We start from the raw sequence: 22,186 nt of genomic DNA, 5'->3' as shown, positions 1-22,186 counted from the left end.
TTTAATTTTTTAGGGGAATGGCCTTCCAGGTTCCTGAGCTATGTGTTCCTGTGTATCTACCTTCAATTTCTCTTTTGGAATTGATATAACCAATATAGGATTGTCGAAATTCGTAAGGAGAACCGATCTCTTTGCAACTTTCTTTATAACAAGAACGCATAAATTGGATTTGATTTCCTGCTATTTGGACGAACGAAAGAATTTCCTTTTTTCCCTTTCCCCAGTTGGGAAATTCTACATACCCTCCAAATGAACCTTGAGATGTTTTATAAATTGTCAAAAAGCCTTCATGTCCTCCAACCCAAAGTTTGTAAGTGCCAATGAATGGTTCATGAGAATTTAGAAAAGATTCCCTTTCCAAATTCATTTCGTTCTCATACAAAATGACTCGCAGAATGGAAGAAAAAGGAATGACTTCTTTTTTTTCGTCTATTGATAAAATGACCTCATTCGAGGTTATGGCTATTAGGTTACCTTGTTTTTGTTGCTGATCTTTAAGAATGACTAAAGAGGGTTTTTGTAAATTACATTCTTTTTGCTTTAGATTAGTAGTTATCGCCCCGATAGCCACACCGAGTGCCAAAGTTCCAATAGAAATGGGATTGACGATATGTTCTTTTAAATGCTTGATTATCATATTAATGCCATCGGAAAAAACAAAAAATTATTGTTAGTATTCTGAATTTTTTAAATTTTTATTAGAAAAAAACAAATAATACTGATGTTTTGAAGATGATAAAAACAAAAACCGAAATTATGATAATAGGTTTATTTATGATTGTCTTATTTATGATTGAAAAACAAAAAATTTCTCCTAAAGGAGTCATATATGGCTGATTCTGAGGACAAAATATTTACATTTCCTCAAGAGATTTTAAATTATGAAAAGAAAATTTACGATCAGCGTCAGTTGATCGAAATTTCAAGAGCACTAAATTCAACGTTGGACTATAAGTATCTTATCAATGCTGTCATTGACGTTTGTTTGGCTCAAATGCAAACATTTTCAGCGGCATTATTTCTAATTCATGATATGGATTCTGATTATTTAGATTTGAATCCTGATTTAAAAGGATTTGATTTAATTCATCCTATAAGTTATTATAGGCTTAAATTAGAGTCTCGGCTAATTGAATTTCTAAAAGGAACAAACAAAGCTTATACTTTACTGGAGTTGATGGCAAAGGAACAGCTACACAATGAAAAAGAAATTCAAATTCTAAAAGAATTAGGTGCTCACTTAGTGATCCCCATGAAAGCCAAAGGGAATATAATCGGTCTTATTGTATTAGGTGAAAAGATTGTGGGAACCGAATATACCCATTCAGAAAAAGAATTTCTTGTCGATCTGGCATCTCTAGGTGCTATTGCTGTTGACAATGCATGGTTATACGAAAGGGCAACGAATGACTTAATGACAGGACTAAAAAACCACGCATACTTTCAATCAAGGCTTAAAGATGAAAGAGAAAAAGCACTAAAACGCGGAACTCCTCTATATCTAATGATGAGTGATGTTGATAAATTCAAGAGTTTTAATGATACCCATGGACACCAAGCTGGAGATGAAGTCTTAAAGGCAGTTGCAAAACAACTTCAAAAGATTGCAAAATCTCCTTTTTTTGCCGCTCGCTATGGAGGTGAAGAATTTTGTTTGGTTATGCCGGGATTAACAAGCGATCAAGAAGCGTATGCGATTGGAGAAGAATATCGAAAAAGTGTAGAAGCATTAGAAATCCCTTATGAAAATAAAATACTAAAAGTAACCGTATCAGCTGGGATTGCACGTTTTGAACCAAATCTTGATGCAAAAACCAATAAAAATTTAATTGAAAGAGCTGACAAAGCTTTATATGAATGCAAAAGGAGAGGGAGAAATCAAGTTATTATTTATTCTAAAGATTTGGATACGTAATCAAATTGAACATACTTTTGCTTTATCAAATTCCAATTAGTTGAGTGAACAAAATTCATTTAGTCAATTTTCTTTATAATCAAACTAAAACTTAGATTAGTTGACACATATTAGCGTCATAAATACTTGTTATGTATCCAAAAGAGGTTTTTTATGTATTCTTATGTATTTGCGGGACAAGGTTCTCAAAGACCAGGCATGGGTTCAGATTTTTATCAAGAATTCGAAGAATCCAAAAGGGTTTTTGATGAAGCATCAGAGTCATTAGGGGAAGATCTAAAAGCCATCTGTTTTGAAGAAAACCCAAAATTGAATCTTACAGAATATACTCAGCCAAGTATCTTAACCATGGAAATGGCTGTCTATGAAGTTTTAAAAAAATACCAAAAACATGGTAAATATTTTGCAGGACATAGCTTAGGAGAATATTCTGCTTTAGCAGCGGCTGGTGTTTTTCAACTCAAAGATGCAGTTAAAATTGTCAAAAAGCGTGGACAGTTGATGCAGAAAGCTGTGCCAGAGGGTGTGGGTTCTATGGCAGCCTTGATTTCTACGGATATTGAGCAATATAATTACAAAGAAATCCTAAAAAAGCATGATGTTGATTTAGCGAACATAAATTCTAAAGATCAAGTAGTGATCAGTGGTTATAAAGACAAAGTTGAGAACGCTGTAAAAGAAATTAAAACTCAGTTTCCTAATATTGATGCTGTATTTTTGAATGTTAGTGCACCCTTTCATTCTCGTTTGATGAAGGAAATCGAAGAAGAATTTCGTGATTATATCTCGCAGTTTACTGCCAGAAAAGAACTTTGCGTCAATGTTTTATCAAACTTTACAGGTACTTTCCATCAACCCGAGACTCTGATAGAAAATTTGGTTCGGCAAATCAGTGGCTCTGTTGATTGGATACAAAACATGAAGGTTCTCATCCAACAAGGTCTGCCCATCATTGAGATTGGACCGAACAGACCCTTAGGAAAATTCTTCCTAACACTCAATCATGAGGTTCCATCCATCATCAACGTTCGTAGTATGTATAAAGTTTTTCCTGACATAGAAAAAAATTAAGGAGTTGTTATGTCATTTTTAGGTAAAAATTACTGGGCATTAATTTTAGGTGGTTCAAGTGGTTTTGGTTTAGCGAGTGCGAAACGTCTGGCAAAAGCAGGAATGCATATCTGCATAGTTCATCGAGATCGCAAAGGGGCAATGCACCGCATTGAACCTGAGTTTGATCAAATCCGTAAAGAAAACGTAAAACTTTTGACTTTTAATCTCGATGCTTTGAGTGAAGAAGGAAGAAAAACAGTATTAGATGAACTCGAAAAAGAACTGGAAGCTACCAACGGAAAAATCAGAACCCTACTTCATTCAATTGCCTTTGGAAATCTCAAGTTAATGGTTCGTTTGAAAAAACATCACAATTACGATCCCGTAGAAAAGTTAGCGAATGCTTTAGGAATTGAAAAAGAAAAACTCAGAGAAGTAGCAACCAAACTTTTTCTCGAAGAAAATATTGATGAATTGATGTATCTAGCTAAAGAACCGGAATATAACCAAGAAATCTTTTTAACAGATGAAGACTTCGCCAACACTATCTATGCAATGGGCACTAGTCTGTATACTTGGACGAAAGAAATTTTCGAAAGGAATCTTTTTGCTGATGATGCAAGGGTATTAGGACTTACCAGTGAAGGAAATGAAGTGGCATGGCGTGGATATGCAGCGGTAAGTGCCGCCAAATTAGCTTTAGAATCAGTTTCACGTTCTATTGCTTTTGAGTTCGGTCCCTATGGAATCAGAAGTAATATTTTGCAACCTGGTGTTACAGACACTCCTGCATTACGTCTTATTCCCGGAAGCGCTCAAATGTCTGCGCACTCAAGATTGAGAAACCCCTTGGGACGTTTGACCACTCCTGAGGATGTGGCAAACGTGGTTTATGTTATGAGTTTAGATGAAACTTCATGGATTAATGGAGCTATCATAAGAGTTGATGGTGGAGAAAGGATAGGAAGTTAGCAATGAAATATCACGAATTTTTGCAAAGAACTTATTTTGATAAAGTGGAGTTAATTGCTTTTTCTTTAGGGAAATTGATAGAAGATCCCCCAGGAGAATTAGCAAAGCTCCCAGCTCCGCCGTTTTTGTTAGTAGACAGAATCGTATCGATTGAAAAAATGGGAAAAAAAGGAAAAATCATAGCTGAAAAAGATATTCTTCTTGATGAGTGGTTTTTTCAGTTTCATTTCCGAGATGATCCAGTTATGCCGGGTTCTTTTGGAATAGATGCCATTTGGCAATTGATCGGTTTTTACTCTTGCACCAATGGTGCAATTGGAGTTGGAAGAGCATTAGGAGCTGAGAAGATTGAATTCGAGGGTCAAGTTCGTCCATGGAATAAAATCATACGCTATGAGATTGAAATTCTTCGTTACAGTGAATTACGAGAACAAGGGGTCGCCATCGCCATCGCAGATGGAAAGTTATTTGTGGATGGAACTCCCATTTATAGCATAGAAAAAGCTAGAGTAGGTATTTTTAAAAACATATCTTACAAAGATTACCCCTTCCCTACCCAACATTCTATTGGTGGGATACTGAAAAAATAACAGGAGGTTTTATGTCAGAAAAAAAATTAGCTTTAGTAACAGGAGCGAGTAGAGGGATTGGTCGTGCGATTGCACGTGAGCTCTATAAAAAAGGTTTTCTCGTGGGAATTCATTATCACACCTCTCAAAAGGAAGCTGAAACCCTAAAAGAAGAATTAGGTGAAGGACTACTCATTCAAGCAGACATCTCTACGATTGAAGGCTGTGATAAAATTTATGACGAAATTAAAAATTCAAAATTGACACTGGAAGTATTAGTCAATAATGCAGGATTTGTAAAAGATAATCCTATATTTAATGCATCATTGGAAGAATTTGATAAAATCATTTCAACGAATATGAGATCAGTCTGGTATTTAACTAAAAGACTTGTTCGATTCATGATACGCAATCGTTCGGGAAGAATCATCAACATCTCATCCATCATCGGAAGCACTGGAAATCCCACCCAGTCCATTTATGGCATGACCAAAGCGGCAATTGATAACTTCACCAAAACAGCAGCAATGGAATTTGCAGAATACGGAATTTTAGTAAATTCTATAGCTCCAGGATTTATCGATACTGATATGACCAAAGATTTACCAGAAGAGCACAAGAAAAAAATCTTGGAAAAGATCCCTCTAGGACGCATGGGAAAACCAGAAGAAATCGCAGAAGTTGTGGGATTTTTAGCAACATCAGGTAGTTATATCACAGGAACGGTAATTCACGTGAACGGAGGTATGTATGGTGGTTGATTTCGAAATCAAAAAAAAGATTCTAGAGTCTATCCCTCAAAAACCACCCTTTCGTTTCATAGAAGACATCATAGAACTTTCAGATAAGCATATTGTAGGGAAATACACCTTCAAAAAAAATGAATATTTTTACGATGGTCATTTTCCGAACAATCCCATCACTCCTGGTGTAATTATTCTTGAGACTATGGCTCAAACTGGAGTCGTTGCTTTAGGGATTTACTTAGAAATGTTAAAGAATCGACCGGTCGATAAAATAACTTTGTTCACCGAAGCAACTGTGGAATTCATCAACATGGTTTTACCCGAAGAGACTATCTTTATCAGAGGGGATTTGATTTATCACAGAAAAAATAAAATCAAATCAAAAGTCGAAGTAAAAAAAACCGAAGGAACCCTTGTTGCTGTAGGTGAACTTGCAGGAGTAGCAATATCATAAAATAGAGAGGTGGATCATGGAAAGAAGAGTTGTTATTACAGGAATCGGCGTTATCACATCCAATGGTCATGGGAAAGAAGAGTTTTCTCAAGCATTGAAGCAAGGAAAAAGTGGTATTCGATTTCGAAAAGAATTAGAAGAACTCAAATTTGGATGCCAAGTGGGGGGCTGGATTGATAAAGAAATCTTAGAGGAAAAAGCAAAAAAGTATTTTACTGAAGAAGAATTGCTAGCCATGAATGAAATCATGATTCTTTCTTCGATTGCGGGTATTGATGCATGGAAAGACGCAGGATTTGAAGTTCCTGATCCCAAATCAGATTATGTAAATTGGGATGCTGGCTGCGTAATTGGGTTAGGACTTTCAGGAATTGATACGATAGCAGAAAAGGTCATCCCTTTTATTGATTCTGGAAAAGTGCGAAGATTAGGTTCTACTATGGTTGAACAAATCATGATGAGTTCTCTTTCTGCGAAATTGAGTGGTTTGTTAGCTTTAGGGAATAACACATTTTCCAACAGCAGTGCTTGTAATACGGGAACTGAAGCAATTTTATTGTCTTATGAAAGGATAAAACGTGGGGATGCAGAAATCATGTTGGCGGGAGGCGCCGAGTCATCTTCTAAGTATGTTTGGGGCGCTTTTGATGCCATGAGGGTTTTAAGTTCTAAATACAACGATCAACCAGAACGAGCTTCTCGTCCAATGAGTGCGAGTGCAGCTGGTTTTGTTCCTGGCTCTGGTGCAGGTATCTTAGTATTAGAAAGCTTAGAGCATGCCCAAAAACGAGGAGCAAGGATTTACGCAGAAATACTGGGTGGATACCTTAATTGTGGTGGACATCGAATGGGGGGAAGCATGACCGCACCCAATCCTACTTCCGTTCAGATTTGTATTCGTGAAGCTGTGAAAAGAGCATGTATACAACCCGAGGAGATAGATGCCATAAATGGTCACTTGACGGCAACGATGGCTGATCCCATCGAAGTGAATAACTGGTCAGTTGCTTTGGGACTTCCACCTGAGAAATTCCCTTACATACAATCGACGAAATCCTTGATTGGACATACCTTGGGAGCAGCGGGAAGTATTGAGTCCGTAGCAGTGATTTTACAACTAGAACAAGGCTTTTTGCATCCTTCTATTAACTGCGAAGATATCCATGAAAAAATCAAACCCTTCGAACATAGGGTAGTAAGAGAAACTATTTACAAAGATGTTCGGATTTTTGCAAAAGCAAGCTTTGGTTTTGGAGACGTGAATGGTTGTGTGATTTATAAAAAATGGGAAGGATAGTGTAATTATTAAAAAATAATTCAAAAGGAGTTTCCTATGGATAACAAAGAAATAATGGAAAAAGTCCTAAAAATTTTAGGACCCTATGCTAAAAACAAAGAAGCTTTGAATAATGCAACCTCGGAAACAAATTTACTAAAAGATTTAGAGATTAATTCTTCACGTCTGGTCGATATCATCTTAGCTCTCGAAGATGAATTCAACATTGAAATCGACGACTCTGAAGCAGACAAAGTCCAAACTGTGGGAGCTGCTGTGGATCTCATCAAAAATAAAATTGGCTGATCTCAAAAGGGACATACGTCCCTTTTTTAATTTCCTTCAAAGTGCAGAAGCTATCAATAAAAGCAAAAACGGAATTATACATCCAAAAACTGATTGGTAATATCATATTCCCCATACTTGCAATTTTGGTTGTTTTTTATTTTCGATTTGTGAGAAAATATAAGATATCGGAATTAGCTAAAATCAGGAAGTTCTATCGAGAAGTTCATAAGAAAAAAGAACCTATTCTCATTTGTCCTAACCATTTAACTTTTATAGACTCAGCAATCATAGCCTGGGCATTAGGTGGAAGCATTTTTTATTCCTTAAGATTCCGAACCTTCCCTTGGAACATTCCAGCAAAAGAGAATGTAGAAAGGAATCTTTTGTTTCGCATCATAGCTTATCTCACCAAATGTATTCTTTTTGAAAGAAATGGAACACAAGAACACAAAGAACTCGTAATGAACAAACTTAAATACTTACTCAAGAAAAATGAGCCTGTATGTATTTTCATTGAGGGAACCCGAAGTCCAACAGGTCGCATTTTGAAGGATCAAATACACTATGGAGTGGGGCAACTTTTGTATGAGGTTCCCAATACTAAGGTATTAGTGATTTATTTACGAGGTGAAAAACAAAAAGAAAAATCAGTATTTCCAGAAAAAGATCAAAAATTTTATATTCAATACAAATTATTAGAACCAAGGACCCAACAAAAAGGGATACGTGCCCACAGAGAGCTAACACTACAAATTTTGGATGAATTACTCAGAATGGAAAATGAATATTTTTCTTCCGCTCGATGAAGTTTGGTTTGGTAATGATATTGTTGATCTTGAAGATCCTGATACTTCGTTAGATCATCTTAACCAAAGATTTATTCAAAAAATTGGCACACCAAACGAAATAGAACATTTTTTTTCTACACTTGAACCATTACATGAGAAATTAATTCTCTTGTGGACTATTTGGGCACTTAAAGAGTCTGCTTACAAAGCCATATCACGAACATTGAACTTACATAGTTTTCGATATAAAGATTATGAAGTCTTACCCAATATGGAAGTTACAAAATATCAAAATCTCTTTTTGAAAAACTACATTTACCTCGATAAAAAAAAAACTTTCTAACAACAATTAGCCACTATCTTTCAGAATCAAAACTACATCAAAAAAAAGAATTCTTTATTTATTTTTGCTCATGGATCATACAACTTTCAGACCCAGAATTAAAACAAAATAAAAGTCAATCCCATCTTATAAGAAAGTATATACAAAAAACATTTTTTGAAATATTCAAAGCAAATGTTGAAGTAATTAGAGAATTCGACCCAGAGAATAACTTTTATCTACCACCAAAACTATATCACCAAGGAAATTCATATCCTATTTCTTTGAGTCATCATGGAAGATTTTTGAGCTTTTCGTTAGTTTTAAATCTAGAAGGTATGGAATTAGTAAAAAAATTTTATAAAAAAAATCAAATAAAAATTCATCGTAATTATTTACTTATATTCGAGAATTTCTGAACATTTAACTTTCATTTACCGAAACTAAATTCGATACCTCAAGGAAGGATCACAAAAACATGGAGGTTTCTGTGGAAATTTCAATTCTAGAAACAATATCAGATTCAAAAACTTCAACAAAGGACAAAGAAGGCAAAAAAACAAAAGAAAAATTAAGAATTATATATAAGTGTAATTGTGATTTACGAAATCAAAAGAAACATAAGGAAAACTGTATTTATAACTTGGTTTAATGCCGAAGGTGGGATTCGAACCCACACGAGCGTAATGCCCGGTAGATTTTGAGTCTACTGCGTCTACCAGTTCCGCCACTTCGGCTTAAAAATACGAATTTTTGAAAATAAGCGATTTGTAAACAAAAAAATTGAAATTTTTGTGATTGTTTATTGACTAAAATCATGAAATTTCAAGACCCTAGAAAATCAAAAATAACATCCTCTCATAATTCTAAATACATTATGAGTGCATGTGAACTTTCATAATAGTTTTTTCTTTTGGCAACTAAACGAAATCCTAAATTTTCATAAAGTCTTATGGCTATTTGATTTTTCTCTGAGACTTCTAAGAAAATTTTTTTAAAAATTCCTTTCGTTTTATACATATCTATAATAGAAGATAAAAACCAAGTTCCAAGACCTTGATTCTGATAGGAGGGATGTATGGCAAATCGCAACAGCTCAAGTTCATCAATACTTTCTAAAAAAACGGAATACCCAATGATTGGTTTGAGGGTGATTTGTTTCTCATTTGTATAATCATGTTCAAACGAAAAGATAGTTCGATTTTCCAAAAGCAAATAAAAACAATAAAATGGTTTTTCCCAAAGAGATTGTAGTTGATTTAAAGTGTATGGTTTTTCGAAGCAAAGGTTTTCAATCTCAAAAATTTGACTTAAAATTTTATGCATTTTTATGGCTTGAGAATGTAAAAATGTGAAATTCATCAAACAATAAATTTTTCATCAGGAGAATCACATGAATAGAATTTTTATTTTGAGTCTTTTTGTTTTTTTTAGCTATTGCTCAGATATTAGTCATTTCCTTCAGAATTGGGCAGAACGTCACAGAAAAGAACGAAGAATAGAAATCCAAGAAGAAGATTTAGAAAAATGGAAAAAGGACCTTCAAGTATCAGAAGAAAAAGCAAGAACCTTATACGAATTAATCCATAAATTCGCAGAAGAAAATAAACTTCAAGGCGAAATTGCATGGAAAATAGGAAAAGCCCTGATGGAACAAAGCTCTTTTGAGTTATCCAAAGAATTTTTTAAACAATCTGTCCAAAAGGAATTACGTCAAGTTCAAGATATCTCTTTATTCGAAGAAGCTATAACCTATTTTCAAAAAGCTTTATCTCGTTATCCCATTAGTGCAGATTTGCTTTATGATGCGGGATTGTGCTATGGGAATGCTTCTCGAGCTCTGGGCTGGGAAAAAGAACGATTTCAGACGGCTGTGTTTTTATTAGAAAGAGGACTCCAGTTGAAACCCAAAGATATGCGTTTTTATTATGTTTTGGGTATCCTTTACGGAAAAACTACGAATGAATTCCGTGATGTAGAAAAAGCAATCGAATACTTAAATCAGGTAAATCAAGCAGATCCTTATAACATCCAAGCATACTTTGCCAAAGCAAACATTTTAGCAGAAGACGGACAATTCCAAGAAGCTTTTTTTGTTTATGAAAAAATCATAAAAACTCTTGAGGAAATGCATAAAAACCAAATCCTGCGAGGGAATATCCAAAACAATCTCCAGTATCAACAAGCACTCTACAACTTAAATGAACTTCAAGTTTGTATTGAAAGAAAGGCAGAATGCAAAATCAAGCAGCAAGAATAATTTCAGCTCTTTTTCTATCATCTCTACCCTATCGAAAAGGCTTTTTACATCGAATCAAAGAAAACCAAAAAAAATTTTCCATCACAGAGAACCCATGGGATGAACCCAACAACAAGAAAATCCTTAAGACATATTACGGTAAAAGATGGATCGAATATGGAAAACGAAAAGCCTTGAATTACATCGAAAAGAAGAAAAGCAAATTCGAATTTGATTCGCTTTTGTTTTTCGATGAGCCAGAATATCCAAGATTACTAAAAGAAATTTATGATCCTCCTTTGGTTTTATTTTTGAAGCATAGCATTCAAAAAGAAAATACAAATTTCAATCAATATGATATGATTTCTATCGTGGGAACTCGTAAGCCTCTATCGATTTCGCTTCTTGCCGTTGATCGCTTAATTGAATTTTTTTCTTTGCTAAAGAGTTCTAAAAAATTAATATCTCAACTCGTAGAATGGAATAGCCATAAGGATTTGTTTCCTCAAAGCACGAAAACAGATAACCAAAGTTCTACGATAGCTACTGTTTCTGGATTTGCTAAGGGAGTTGATGAAAGGGTTCATAGAGCTTCTGTTTTTTTTAGTGTTTCTACCATAGGAATTTTAGGCTGTGGGATTGATGAAATCTCTCCTAAAAAAAACAAAGAAATATTCTTCAAAGCCCAAGAAGAAAAAAAAGAAATGATTTTTATCAGTGAATTTTTTCCCACCCATAAGCCCGGGAAATATACATTTCCTTTGAGGAACCGTATTATTGCAGGATTCTCAAATTATTTGTTCATAATGCAAGCAGGGAGTAAAAGTGGAGCTCTGATCACTGCCGAATACGCTCTTCAGGAGAACCGAGAAATCATTTGTTTTGATCATCCCCTTTTTCGAAATACTAAACATAATTTAGGGAATCAAATGCTAATTAGTGATGGTGCCCATCAATTAAAAATTGAAAACCTATAATATAATAGGATTTATTAAACTTAGTTGTCAAAAATAGGGATTTTTAAAGAAAGAACTTCCAAAAATTAGTTGGATGATGTTATGCTATGAAATCCAAAAAACAAAAAATTGAAAATCCATCAGAACTCAAGGACAAAACCCTAGTAGTTGTTGAATCACCTGCAAAAGCCAAAACCATAAACAAGTATTTAGGGAAAAATTATATCGTCGAAGCTTGCATGGGGCATGTTATGGATCTGCCCAAATCCCGTTTAGGAGTGAATGTAAATAATGGTTTTGAACCTGAGTATCTGATTATTCGTGGGCGAGCAAAAATTTTAAATCACCTAAAAAAAATAGCAGAACTCACAAAAGGCGTTCTTCTAGCAACAGACCCAGACCGAGAAGGTGAAGCAATATCATACCACATTGCAAAAATCCTACAAGAAAAAAATTCGAATATAAAACGTGTAGAGTTCCATGAAATCACGGAAAGTGGGATTAAAAAAGCAATGCAATCACCACGGGATATCAATATGAATCTCGTAAACTCCCAACAAGCCCGAAGGATATTGGATCGTTTAGTGGGATATAACATCTCTCCCATCCTATGGAAGAAAATCAAGAAGGGGCTTTCAGCTGGACGTGTTCAATCAGTTGCTTTACGTTTGATTTGCGAACGAGAAGAAGAGATTCAAAACTTTATACCCGAAGAATACTGGACCATAGAAGCTGAGTTCTCCATCGACAAGAAGAAACTCAAAACCGAACTAATACAAATCCAAGGGAAAAAACCCGAAATCAAAAATCAAGAACAAGCAGAAGAAATACAAAAAAAACTCCCATCAATCTCGAATTATATTATTCACTCCATCAAAACCAAAGAAAGAAAACGACAGCCAACAGCTCCCTATACAACCTCCAAGCTCCAACAAGATGCTTCCAACCGATTGGGATTCACCTCTCAAAAAACAATGATGATTGCTCAACAACTATATGAAGGAGTAGAAGTAGAGGGAACTCCCGTAGGACTCATCACCTACATGAGAACAGACAGCACTCGAGTAAGTGAAGAAGCCATTCAGATGGTAAGGAACTACATCCAAGAAAAGATTGGAAAAGAGTATCTCAGCTCAGAAGTAAGGGTTTTTTCTAAAGCTTCAAAGAATGCTCAAGAAGCCCACGAAGCTATTCGTCCTACTAACGTTGAATTTACACCAGAGAGGGTCCAGCCCTATCTTGATAGGGATCAATTCCGTTTATACCAATTGATTTGGCAAAAGTTTGTTGCTTCTCAAATGGCAGAAGAGATCTCTGAAACCACATCCATTGACATATTAGGAATAAGCGATCAGCAAGAAGAATTTGTATTTCGAGCAAACTTCAAAAAAGTAAAGTTCAAAGGATTCACTTTGATATATCAAGAAGAAGATGACGAAGAAACAGGCAAAGAACTCCTACTCCAAGAAGGGAGCTCCGCAAAACTTTTAAAAGTCATCCCGAAGCAACATTTTACTCAACCTCCTCCTAGATATACCGATGCAACGTTAGTCAAAGTCTTAGAAGAAAGTGGTGTAGGAAGACCTTCGACTTACGCTCCTACAATACAAACCTTACTAAAAAGATATTATGTTGTTAGGCAACAAAGGGCTTTAAAAACTACAGAATTAGGCATCTTGGTTAACAAAATGCTTGTTGAGTATTTTCCTGAGTTAGTCGACATCCAATTCACTGCGAAAATGGAAGAAGAATTGGATCAAATTGCAAATTCGGAGATGCATTGGGTAGATATGTTGAAAAAATTTTATGATCCTTTTATGAAAAAAGTAGAGCATGCTCAGGCGCACATGCAATCGATGAGATCTTTTTTAGAAGAACCAACTGATGTAAAATGTGATAAATGTGGAAGACCAATGGTAAAAAAGATTGGAAGGAATGGGTATTTCTTGGCTTGCTCAGGCTTTCCTGAATGCACAAATGCCAAGCCTATTCCCCTAGGAAAATGCCCCAAGTGCGAAGAGGGAGATATTATCGCAAAAACTCTAAAAAAACAGAAGGGGCGTGTTTTCTACGGATGTTCACGTTACCCGGATTGTGAATTCACCACTTGGGACAAACCTGTAGAAAATCGATCATGTCCTCTTTGTGGAAAATTACTGTTAGAAAAAACAGAAAAACAAAAAGGAAAGTATATTGCTTGTTCTTCCTGCACATACATAGAGATACCCGAAGAAGCTCAAACTATTTCAGCTTTAGAAACAAATCTGGATCTATAGGATTTTCAAAACCAACACGAACTTCGTAATGCAGGTGATTTCCAGTAGCTCTTCCTGTCCTTCCTACATAGGCTATGATTTGATCTGCCGAAACCCAACTTTGTTCTTGAACTGTTATCCGGCTACAATGAGCATAGAGGGTTTGAAAACCTAATCCATGATGTATGATTACATAATTTCCATAACCACTGTTATTGGGTAGAAAAGAGACCTTTACAACTTTTCCATCATTCACAGCAATGATTGGGGTATTTTCTGCTGATGCAAAATCAACACCTGTATGAAAATTCCCTATCACATCGTTAAAAGGATCCTCTCGTACTCCAAATCCTGATGTGATATAAAAAGTTCCCAAAAACATTGGAGTTCCTTTGGGAATAACCGCATAGATATGAGTTTTATGCCATAGCTGTTCTAAAAGAAATTTGGTCTTGGTAAAAAACTCATGATTTATTTGTTCTTTTAGTTTGTTTGCTAAATCAATTTCTTCTTCGATTTTGGTTGTTCTTTGTTGGATTTGGTGGTTTTTTTGTTTTTTCAGATACTGATCAAGAAACTCATCCCACTTCGAGTATTCATAAAGTTTTTTTAAGTTCTTTTCTATTTTGTGAAAGTAATGGTTTTTGATTTGTAAAGAATAATATAGATTGATTATTAGATATTGCTTAGTTTTCAATTTTTCTGTAAAAACCTCATCTTGATATTTATCGATCCAAAATGTGAATACTAAAAAAATCATTATGTATAACAATACTATAAAAAATAAGATTGAAAAAAGATTGAGTCTTAGCTTTTTGGGGTCATTCCTTATGTCTGTGTAGATCATGATCGTAACCCCACCCCAACCCCAATTAATAAATTTTTGTAACTTACGTATGAGGTATCTATATTTTACGTAGTTAATGTTGCTAAACTCCATATTTTTCTTACCCTATTGGTAAAATACTTGATTTTAAAAGCAACAAAAATAGTTTTTTTTTATAATCAAAACTATAATCAAAACATCCAAAGAAAACTTTTTAGTTATGCTTAAAAAGATCAAGGAATTCTTCACTAAAAAAAGAACCATTGATTCGTTTCTTAAATATCCTGAGGGAAAAAGAATCTATCGAGAATTTCATTTCCTTAGAAGTCACATGATGGACAAAGAAGGAATGAAAATCATCCGTAGATTAGTCAAAAATAAATACAAAGCTTATTTTGTTGGAGGTTGTATACGGGATTTATTGCTACAACGCACTCCAAAAGATTTTGATATAGTTACGAATGCTACACCAAAAGAAATAAAACGATTATTTACAAATAGCCGAATCATAGGAAAGCGATTTAAGATTGTTCATGTTTATTTTAAATCCAAAAAACGTCCCGAAGATATAAAAATCATTGAGGTTTCGACTTTTCGTAAAATTCCCCAACATCGATTGAATCCTAATATTCAAGAAATTGATCATTCTCTCCTCAAAAGAGATAACATATATGGAAATTCGAAAGAAGATGCTTCCCGAAGAGATTTCACTATCAACGCTTTGTTTTTCGATCCCATAAAAGAGGTTTTGATTGATTATACGGGTGGAGTTGAAGACATCAAAAATCGACTGATTAGAGTGATTGGGCCTCCAGAAATCTCATTTAAAGAAGATCCAGTTCGTATGATACGAGCCATAAAATTTTCGATTTTATTGGATTTTCAAATAGAAAAAAAGAGCTCAAAAGCTATTCTAAAATACAAAGATGAAATACTAAAAGTAAACAAAAGTAGACTGCAAGAAGAATTCATGAAAATTTTTAAAACGGGATCTTGTGCTAAAACCATGGAAATGATGCATCAGTATGGGTTGTTTGATGTTTTATTTCCAAATTTGATCGAACATAGCATACCCTTAACAAACAAAACATTCAATTTTAAAAAGAAAAAGATTTCTTTTGCGGAAACTCTCATTTACCGTAGATTACAAATTGCAGATAGGATGTTGGTGGAAAGAGAGGATTTAACCTACAACATTTACATGGCTCTCATATTTGCTGATTTAGTGCATGAGGTTTTTCACCCAGAAAAGTGGAAACAAAAGAATGAAACCATAGATCAATACGTAAAGAAACAAATTTCCCCATATTTTCAGCATTTATCGATTGCAGGGAAAGATCAGGAAAGGATTTCTCAGATTTTCATTGCTCAAAGGCAGATTTCTTCCATTGATAAAGATGAAAAAACGATAAGCAAACAAAAATTATTGGACTTTAAAGAAAAGAAATACTTTTTTGAGTCATTCATGGTCTTTAAAATTTATGCTTTAGCTCTTGAAGATGAAGAACTTCTACAAAAAGCTTTAATATGGGAAATTGGTCCTCGTATCAAACCACCCGAAGATGCAAAGATTGTTTCTTTATACCACAAAACTCCCAAAACAGAATTTCGTAATTTTGAAGAAGAAGCTATTTGAGTTTCATTAAAACCAACAAGAAAATATACAAAAATCCCAAGAACCAAAGCCATCCAATACCAATCTTAGTATAGATAGTCGAGACATCCCTAATGATGGGAATATCAACAACTTGAACCTCTTCGGTCTCCTGCGAAGTCAAAAGATTTCCGTAAATTGGATGAATATATCTTCCTATGGGATCAACTGATGTACTTACTCCACTATTTGTAGATCGAACCAAAGATTTTCGAAACTCTATGGAACGAATTCTTGCTAACTCTAAGTGTTGATAACTTTGGATAGTTTTCCCATACCATTTATCTTGAGTAATATTTACTATAAAATCAATTGAAGATCTTGAGTTTCGAAAAAATTCTAAAACATAATCCGGCTGAATTACTTCATAACAGATCAAAGGCATAAAGTATCCAAATACTTCCCACTTTCGATTTTCGAAATATTTTTTGATTTTTTCTTCTGAGAGTATCTCATCAACAACTTGAAAAGGGAATTCTTTTTGTTCATTAATAGGATTTTGATAATTTTGTAAAGAATAAGGTATCAAAGTAAAATCAGTTCCGGGCTGAAATCTGCTATAACGAACCGACTCGGGAACGAACTGGATTAAGCCTGTTGAGTCCAAAAATTCTGCATAGGGAATTTGTTCACCAAAAGCTATCAATCTTCGTTTATGATAAATGGCATCTTTTTTCCCTAAGCGAGAAAACAGAGCTGACGAATTGTAAACTTGAATTCTATTACCCTTCAAACCATAGCCCAACTCATTAAAAAAAACATCCACATTGTATTTTCCATTGATGGAATGTATCAAATACTCAAAATTAGGATGGTAAACATTGAGCCTTAAAGTGATAAATTCTTTTTGAGTGGTATAGTATGGAATCGCTGACTCTGGTAAAACTACTAAGTCTAATTTACCTTCACTCTTCAAGATGGCTTCTTCTACAAGTCTGGGTATGGTCTTTGACATGAGTTCAATCAAGACATTTTCTGTTACTTTATTTTCACCATATTTCTCTAAGGGAGCATTGGGCTGGATGAGAGCTACGCGAATTTTTGGCACATTTTGGGACAAATTATCGTAATAATTGATCTGAAAAAAACCATAAACATGAATTAAAACAAAAAGAAAAAGAAAAACAGCATATATTTTAATCAGTTTAACTTTCAAAAGTAATTTATAATTTTTTATAAAAATTTTAAACAATCGATAAAACACATAGGAAAACAAAATATAAAAGAACGTGATTCCATGTATCCCAACAATATCTGCTATTTGAGAAAAATATAGATTTTGAGTTACTAAATTCCCCCAATACCAGTTGAAGACTTGGGGTGTAAAAATATCAAGTAAGGTAATTATTAGAGGGATCCCCAAAAGAGTATATTTTGAAAAAATACGAAATTTTGGTTTTAGTTTCGAAAGAAAAAGAAGTATCAAAGGGATTTTTGTATTCAGCAAAAAAGAATAGGGAATAAACAACAAAAGAGAAGCATATAAAGGGATTCCTCCATATTCAACAAAAAGATGAATAATCCAATGAAAAGCGAAGACACATCCACTCAAAGCAATCAGAAACGAATACAAAAGAATCTTTTTGATGGATTGATGTTTTAAAACATCCCCTACGTAAAATAAAACCCACGGAACCATCCATCGTAAAACAGGAACACGAAAAGGCTCCAATGACAAGGTCCCGATAATTCCAAAAAGAATCGACAATCCCACTAAAAGAAGATTCTTCTTCATAAATGCATCCTTTGGCTAAGGCTCTCTTTGACAAAACTCATCATTTTATTTATGAGTATAATGAAAAGCCCTTTCAACTTTCTTCTGGGAAATTATCCCATCATTATTTCAACTGTAAAAAGATCACATTACATCCTGAATATTTATGGGAGCTCTCTAAAGCGATATGTGAAGAACTACTACCGAAAAATCAAATCCCTGTCCCCAAAGCAGTGGGGGGGATGACCTTAGGAGCTGATCCAATAGCCTATGGGATTTCTTTTTATTACTTCCAAAAGGGTGTAATTTGTTATCCTCTAATTGTTCGCAAAGAAACAAAAGAACATGGAACGAAAAAACGTATCGAAGGTTTGATTGAAAATTTAGATGAAGTTTTAGTGGTTGATGATGTGATCACCACAGCCTCTTCGACTTTGAAGGCTATATCAGCTTTTCGAGAAATGAACCTAAAAGTTCAACATGTAGTATGTATCATCGATCGAGAAGAAGGAGGGAAGGAAGCCCTCCTTCAGGAGGGAATTTATTTGCATAGCTTATGGAAAAAATCCGACTTTGTGAAGGTCGAATCTTTTTGAATTTAAATAGCTCCTACGAAATCCTTACTTTCTGTTTCCGTGTTAACAGAAAAGAGAAAATCCCGATTCATCCTTCCTATGAAGTCCTTTCGGATACCTTTAGGGCAGACGGCTTCGCATTCATATTGATTGGTGCAGTTTCCAAACCCTAATTCATCCATTTTAGCAATCATTCGTTGAGCTCTACGCTTTCTTTCTGGTTGTCCTTGAGGTAATAAACCTAAATGAGAAATTTTGGCTGACACAAATAACATTGCCGAAGCATTTTTACAAGAAGCTACACAAGCTCCACAGCCAATGCATTCGGCAGCGTTCATTGCCTCGTTGGCTATGTCTTTTTGAATCAATATAGTATTACCATCAGGAGCGTTCCCTGCATGAACCGTGATATATCCACCCGCCTCAATGATTTTATCAAAAGCGCTCCGATCCACCATTAAGTCCTTTAAGACGGGAAAGGCTTTTGCACGGAAAGGCTCGAGATATAACTCATCTCCATCTTTGAAACGAAACATGTGAAGTTGACAAACAGTAGTTCGTCCCTCAGGAGCATATTGTCTTCCATGAGCTACGCCATTGATCATGAAACCACAGCTACCACAAATGCCTTCTCGACAATCATGTTCAAAAGCTACTGGTTCTTCTCCTTTTTCAATTAGCTGGTTATTCAAAACATCTAAAAGTTCAAGAAAAGACCAATGTGGACTCACTTTTTCTACATCATAGCGAACAAATTTTCCTTCATCGTTGGGACCTGATTGTCTCCATATATATAACGTGATTTTCATAAAAAACTCCTTATTTATAACTCCTTATTGATGGTTTTACAACTTCAAATTTTAGTTCTTCTTTGTGTAATATGGGAGTATTACCTACTCCTGTATATTCCCATGCAGCCACATAAGCAAATTTTTCATCATTACGCACGGCTTCTCCATCAGGGGTTTGATATTCTTCTCGGAAGTGTCCTCCACAGGATTCTTCTCGATGTAAAGCATCATATGCCATAAGTTCTGCAAACTCCAAAAAGTCCGCAACTCGACCCGCTTTTTCTAAGGTTTGGTTGATAGACTCACCATTACCTGATACTCGTACTTCTTTCCAAAAGCGTTCTCGAATTTCGGGGATTTTCTTTAGTGCTTCCTCGAGACCTTGTCGATTTCGAGACATACCAACTTTATCCAACATCAATCTTCCTAATTCCATGTGAAAATAATCGGGAGACTTCGAACCATTCACGGAAAGAAGCCTTTTGATGTGTTTTTCTACTTCTTTGGCTGCATCATTAAATTCTGGTAAATCCGAAGAAACCTTATCCCAACTTACGGTTGCTAAATAACCACCGATGGTATACGGCAAAATGAAATAACCATCCGCAAGACCTTGCATCAAAGCACTTGCTCCCAAGCGATTTGCCCCATGATCGGAAAAATTCGCTTCCCCTATCACAAACAAACCAGGAATATTGCTCATAAGGTTATAATCTACCCACAAACCTCCCATGGTATAGTGAGGAGCTGGATAAATCCTCATGGGGACCTCATAGGGATTTTCATTCGTGATTTTTTGATACATTTCAAAAAGGTTTCCATATCGTTCAGCAATCTTTTCTTTTCCCAATCTTTGAATGGCATCTTTAAAGTCTAAATACACAGCATAAGGTTTTTCTCCTGGTCCTACTCCCCTTCCTTCATCACAAACATATTTTGCCGCTCTGGAAGCAATGTCTCGTGGAACCAAATTCCCGAAACTTGGGTATTTTCGCTCAAGGTAATAATCTCGTTCTTCTTCGGGGATTTCGTTGGGATGGCGCTTGTCCCCTATTTTTTTTGGCACCCAAACTCTTCCATCGTTTCGAAGTGATTCAGACATGAGGGTCAATTTTGATTGATAATCTCCGGATGCGGGTATACAAGTTGGATGGGTTTGTGTAAAGCATGGATTCGCAAAGTAAGCTCCTCGTTTGTATGCCCGATACGTAGCAGTCACATTACAATTCTTTGCATTCGTGGACCAGAAGTAAACATTACTATAACCACCCGTAGCTAAAACAACAGCATGAGCACTGTGTTTAGTGATCTTTCCAGAGACCAAGTCTCTTGTGATGATACCTCTTGCATGTCCATTTACAATCACCACATCTAACATTTCATGTCGAGGATATAGCTTGACATTCCCTGCATCAACTTGTTGCATCAAAGCCTGATAAGCACCAAGAAGTAATTGTTGTCCGGTCTGTCCACGAGCGTAGAAAGTTCTTGATACTTGAGCTCCACCAAAAGAACGATTTGCCAAATACCCACCATACTCACGAGCAAAAGGAACCCCTTGAGCAACGGCTTGATCGATGATATTCACACTCACTTCTGCTAAGCGATAGACGTTTGCTTCTCTTGATCGGAAATCTCCCCCCTTGATGGTATCATAGAAGAGTCTGAAAATACTATCCCCATCACCCTGATAGTTTTTTGCAGCGTTAATTCCACCTTGCGCAGCAATGCTATGAGCTCTTCTTGGGGTATCATGAAAAGTAAACACTTTCACATTATAACCCAAACCACCTAAGGTAGCCGCTGCTGAGGCTCCAGCTAAACCTGTTCCAACCACTATTATATCGTATTTTCTTTTATTTGCTGGGTTAACTAATTTTAGTTCAAAACGATGTTTACTCCATTTTTGTTCAATCGGACCTGTGGGAACTTTTCCATCTAAACTCATAGGAACTCCTTCTATAAATTATTTTAATTAATAATACCTAATAACACTGACAATGGAATGACGGAATATCCTAAAAATACAAATATAGCAAAAGCCCTTGAAAACTGGATTAACTTTGGGAAATTTCTTTTGTTTGCAAAACCTAAGGTTTGAAATGCGCTTTGAAAAGCATGATCCAAATGCATAGCTAAAAGTAACATAGCGATGATATAGCTCAAAGAAATCAAAGGATTTCGAAAACTAAAGATTACCATTGAATACACATCGGGTCTTCCCATGGAGTCAGTAAGATTTCCTTTATAGGTTTCGGGTTGTATCACACCAAATGTGTAATGAAGCAAATGATAAACTACAAATGAAAATACAACCAATCCAGAAAGAACCATAGTTCGAGAAGACAAACTAGCCTTGATGTATTCTTTTTTGTAGTAGGGGACTGGTCGCGCCATTTTGTTTTCAATATTCAACTGAATAGTAAAAAAAACATGAAGAACAAACACAACAAGTAGTCCAATTCTTGCTACCCACAAAAGTCCGCCTAGGTCATGCAAAGCCTGAGCATAAGAGTTCATGGCATCCGGACCTAAAAACATATTCCAGTTTCCTAACATGTGGGCGATGATAAAAAGGATTAAAAGAATCCCTGTGATAGCTACAATGGTTTTTCTTCCAACAGACGTGGTGAATAAGCGTTTGACGATCATTGAGGGAACTCCTTAGGAATTATAAAGTGTTTTTATATATCACTTTTTATAATTCAACTTTGTTGTAAATTGAAAATTATGTATTCTATACAAAATTAATGATTTTTTGTGTGGAACTTAATTCATTGTAGGTAAAGTTTA

22 protein-coding genes and 1 tRNA gene are annotated in these 22,186 nt (G+C 35.2%); 15 read left to right on the top strand and 8 right to left on the bottom strand.

Features of this window, described 5'->3' with window-relative positions:
• Position 1: 1 nt before the first annotated feature.
• Positions 2 to 637, bottom strand: a complete 636-nt coding sequence (locus NZ853_04220; GenBank protein MCS7204879.1) for a hypothetical protein — start codon at positions 635 to 637, stop codon at positions 2 to 4.
• A 192-nt stretch (positions 638 to 829) separates the two neighbouring features.
• On the opposite strand from NZ853_04220, the gene NZ853_04215 reads away from it, so the two are divergent.
• The 10 genes from NZ853_04215 (at position 830) to NZ853_04170 (ending at position 8,404) form a co-directional block, all read left to right on the top strand.
• The gene (locus NZ853_04215) at positions 830 to 1,915 is read left to right on the top strand and encodes a sensor domain-containing diguanylate cyclase (protein MCS7204878.1); all 1,086 of its coding nucleotides are present in this window, start codon (positions 830 to 832) and stop codon (positions 1,913 to 1,915) included.
• Positions 1,916 to 2,068: 153 nt separating this feature from the next.
• Complete coding sequence (fabD, locus tag NZ853_04210) at positions 2,069 to 2,986, top strand: ACP S-malonyltransferase (protein MCS7204877.1); 918 nt, start codon at positions 2,069 to 2,071, stop codon at positions 2,984 to 2,986.
• A gap of 9 nt (positions 2,987 to 2,995) precedes the next feature.
• Positions 2,996 to 3,940: an SDR family oxidoreductase gene (locus NZ853_04205; GenBank protein MCS7204876.1), complete on the top strand. Its 945-nt coding sequence runs from the start codon at positions 2,996 to 2,998 to the stop codon at positions 3,938 to 3,940.
• Positions 3,941 to 3,942: 2 nt separating this feature from the next.
• Positions 3,943 to 4,530 (top strand): bifunctional 3-hydroxydecanoyl-ACP dehydratase/trans-2-decenoyl-ACP isomerase, encoded by a 588-nt coding sequence (fabA, locus tag NZ853_04200; protein ID MCS7204875.1) that lies wholly within the window; start codon positions 3,943 to 3,945, stop codon positions 4,528 to 4,530.
• A gap of 11 nt (positions 4,531 to 4,541) precedes the next feature.
• A complete protein-coding gene (locus tag NZ853_04195) occupies positions 4,542 to 5,270 on the top strand; it encodes a 3-oxoacyl-ACP reductase FabG (protein MCS7204874.1) in 729 nt (242 codons plus the stop codon).
• Positions 5,260 to 5,709: a beta-hydroxyacyl-ACP dehydratase gene (locus tag NZ853_04190; GenBank protein MCS7204873.1), complete on the top strand. Its 450-nt coding sequence runs from the start codon at positions 5,260 to 5,262 to the stop codon at positions 5,707 to 5,709. The genes NZ853_04195 and NZ853_04190 overlap by 11 nt, the downstream gene beginning before the upstream one ends.
• Before the next feature lie 16 nt (positions 5,710 to 5,725).
• Entirely contained in the window at positions 5,726 to 7,006 is a 1,281-nt protein-coding gene (locus NZ853_04185; protein ID MCS7204872.1) for a beta-ketoacyl-[acyl-carrier-protein] synthase family protein, read from the top strand.
• 36 nt (positions 7,007 to 7,042) lie between these two features.
• Entirely contained in the window at positions 7,043 to 7,291 is a 249-nt protein-coding gene (locus NZ853_04180) for an acyl carrier protein (GenBank protein MCS7204871.1), read from the top strand.
• Between the two features lie 41 nt (positions 7,292 to 7,332).
• On the top strand, positions 7,333 to 8,079 hold the full coding sequence (locus tag NZ853_04175) for a 1-acyl-sn-glycerol-3-phosphate acyltransferase (protein ID MCS7204870.1): 747 nt from the start codon (positions 7,333 to 7,335) through the stop codon (positions 8,077 to 8,079).
• Positions 8,054 to 8,404 carry a 4'-phosphopantetheinyl transferase superfamily protein gene (locus NZ853_04170; protein ID MCS7204869.1) on the top strand — a complete coding sequence of 117 codons (351 nt, stop codon included), beginning with the start codon at positions 8,054 to 8,056 and terminating at the stop codon, positions 8,402 to 8,404. Before NZ853_04175 ends, NZ853_04170 begins: the two co-directional genes overlap by 26 nt.
• A gap of 631 nt (positions 8,405 to 9,035) precedes the next feature.
• On the opposite strand, the gene NZ853_04165 is transcribed toward NZ853_04170, so the two are convergent.
• Positions 9,036 to 9,120: transfer RNA gene (locus NZ853_04165), tRNA-Leu, on the bottom strand.
• Between the two features lie 121 nt (positions 9,121 to 9,241).
• On the bottom strand, positions 9,242 to 9,745 hold the full coding sequence (locus tag NZ853_04160) for a GNAT family N-acetyltransferase (protein ID MCS7204868.1): 504 nt from the start codon (positions 9,743 to 9,745) through the stop codon (positions 9,242 to 9,244).
• 31 nt (positions 9,746 to 9,776) lie between these two features.
• On the opposite strand from NZ853_04160, the gene NZ853_04155 reads away from it, so the two are divergent.
• From NZ853_04155 to topA, 3 genes are all read left to right on the top strand, one after another.
• Positions 9,777 to 10,643 (top strand): hypothetical protein, encoded by an 867-nt coding sequence (locus NZ853_04155; GenBank protein ID MCS7204867.1) that lies wholly within the window; start codon positions 9,777 to 9,779, stop codon positions 10,641 to 10,643.
• Positions 10,619 to 11,599 carry a DNA-protecting protein DprA gene (locus NZ853_04150; protein ID MCS7204866.1) on the top strand — a complete coding sequence of 327 codons (981 nt, stop codon included), beginning with the start codon at positions 10,619 to 10,621 and terminating at the stop codon, positions 11,597 to 11,599. Before NZ853_04155 ends, NZ853_04150 begins: the two co-directional genes overlap by 25 nt.
• 86 nt (positions 11,600 to 11,685) lie before the next feature.
• Complete coding sequence (gene topA / locus NZ853_04145; protein MCS7204865.1) at positions 11,686 to 13,854, top strand: type I DNA topoisomerase; 2,169 nt, start codon at positions 11,686 to 11,688, stop codon at positions 13,852 to 13,854.
• On the opposite strand, the gene NZ853_04140 is transcribed toward topA, so the two are convergent.
• A complete protein-coding gene (locus NZ853_04140; GenBank protein MCS7204864.1) occupies positions 13,820 to 14,773 on the bottom strand; it encodes a M23 family metallopeptidase in 954 nt (317 codons plus the stop codon). The two genes, topA and NZ853_04140, sit on opposite strands and share 35 nt — an antisense overlap.
• Positions 14,774 to 14,879: 106 nt before the next feature.
• Here NZ853_04140 and NZ853_04135 point away from each other — a divergent pair, with 106 nt between their 5' ends.
• A complete protein-coding gene (locus NZ853_04135; GenBank protein ID MCS7204863.1) occupies positions 14,880 to 16,295 on the top strand; it encodes a CCA tRNA nucleotidyltransferase in 1,416 nt (471 codons plus the stop codon).
• On the opposite strand, the gene NZ853_04130 is transcribed toward NZ853_04135, so the two are convergent.
• A complete protein-coding gene (locus NZ853_04130; GenBank protein ID MCS7204862.1) occupies positions 16,288 to 18,048 on the bottom strand; it encodes a hypothetical protein in 1,761 nt (586 codons plus the stop codon). The genes NZ853_04135 and NZ853_04130 overlap by 8 nt on opposite strands.
• Before the next feature lie 2 nt (positions 18,049 to 18,050).
• Between NZ853_04130 and NZ853_04125 the strand changes: the two genes are divergently transcribed.
• Positions 18,051 to 18,623, top strand: coding sequence for an orotate phosphoribosyltransferase (locus tag NZ853_04125; GenBank protein MCS7204861.1), 573 nt, complete (start codon positions 18,051 to 18,053; stop codon positions 18,621 to 18,623).
• Positions 18,624 to 18,625: 2 nt separating this feature from the next.
• On the opposite strand, the gene NZ853_04120 is transcribed toward NZ853_04125, so the two are convergent.
• The 3 genes from NZ853_04120 to NZ853_04110 are packed head-to-tail and all read right to left on the bottom strand — an operon-like array spanning position 18,626 to position 22,045.
• On the bottom strand, positions 18,626 to 19,411 hold the full coding sequence (locus tag NZ853_04120) for a succinate dehydrogenase/fumarate reductase iron-sulfur subunit (GenBank protein ID MCS7204860.1): 786 nt from the start codon (positions 19,409 to 19,411) through the stop codon (positions 18,626 to 18,628).
• Between the two features lie 10 nt (positions 19,412 to 19,421).
• Entirely contained in the window at positions 19,422 to 21,341 is a 1,920-nt protein-coding gene (locus NZ853_04115) for a fumarate reductase/succinate dehydrogenase flavoprotein subunit (GenBank protein ID MCS7204859.1), read from the bottom strand.
• 23 nt (positions 21,342 to 21,364) lie between these two features.
• Positions 21,365 to 22,045, bottom strand: a complete 681-nt coding sequence (locus NZ853_04110; protein ID MCS7204858.1) for a succinate dehydrogenase cytochrome b subunit — start codon at positions 22,043 to 22,045, stop codon at positions 21,365 to 21,367.
• Positions 22,046 to 22,186: the final 141 nt, after the last annotated feature.

The sequence above is a fragment of the Leptospiraceae bacterium genome (assembly GCA_025059995.1).
Lineage (GTDB): Bacteria > Spirochaetota > Leptospiria > Leptospirales > Leptonemataceae > SKYB61.
This window is presented reverse-complemented; position numbering and strand designations above follow the sequence as displayed.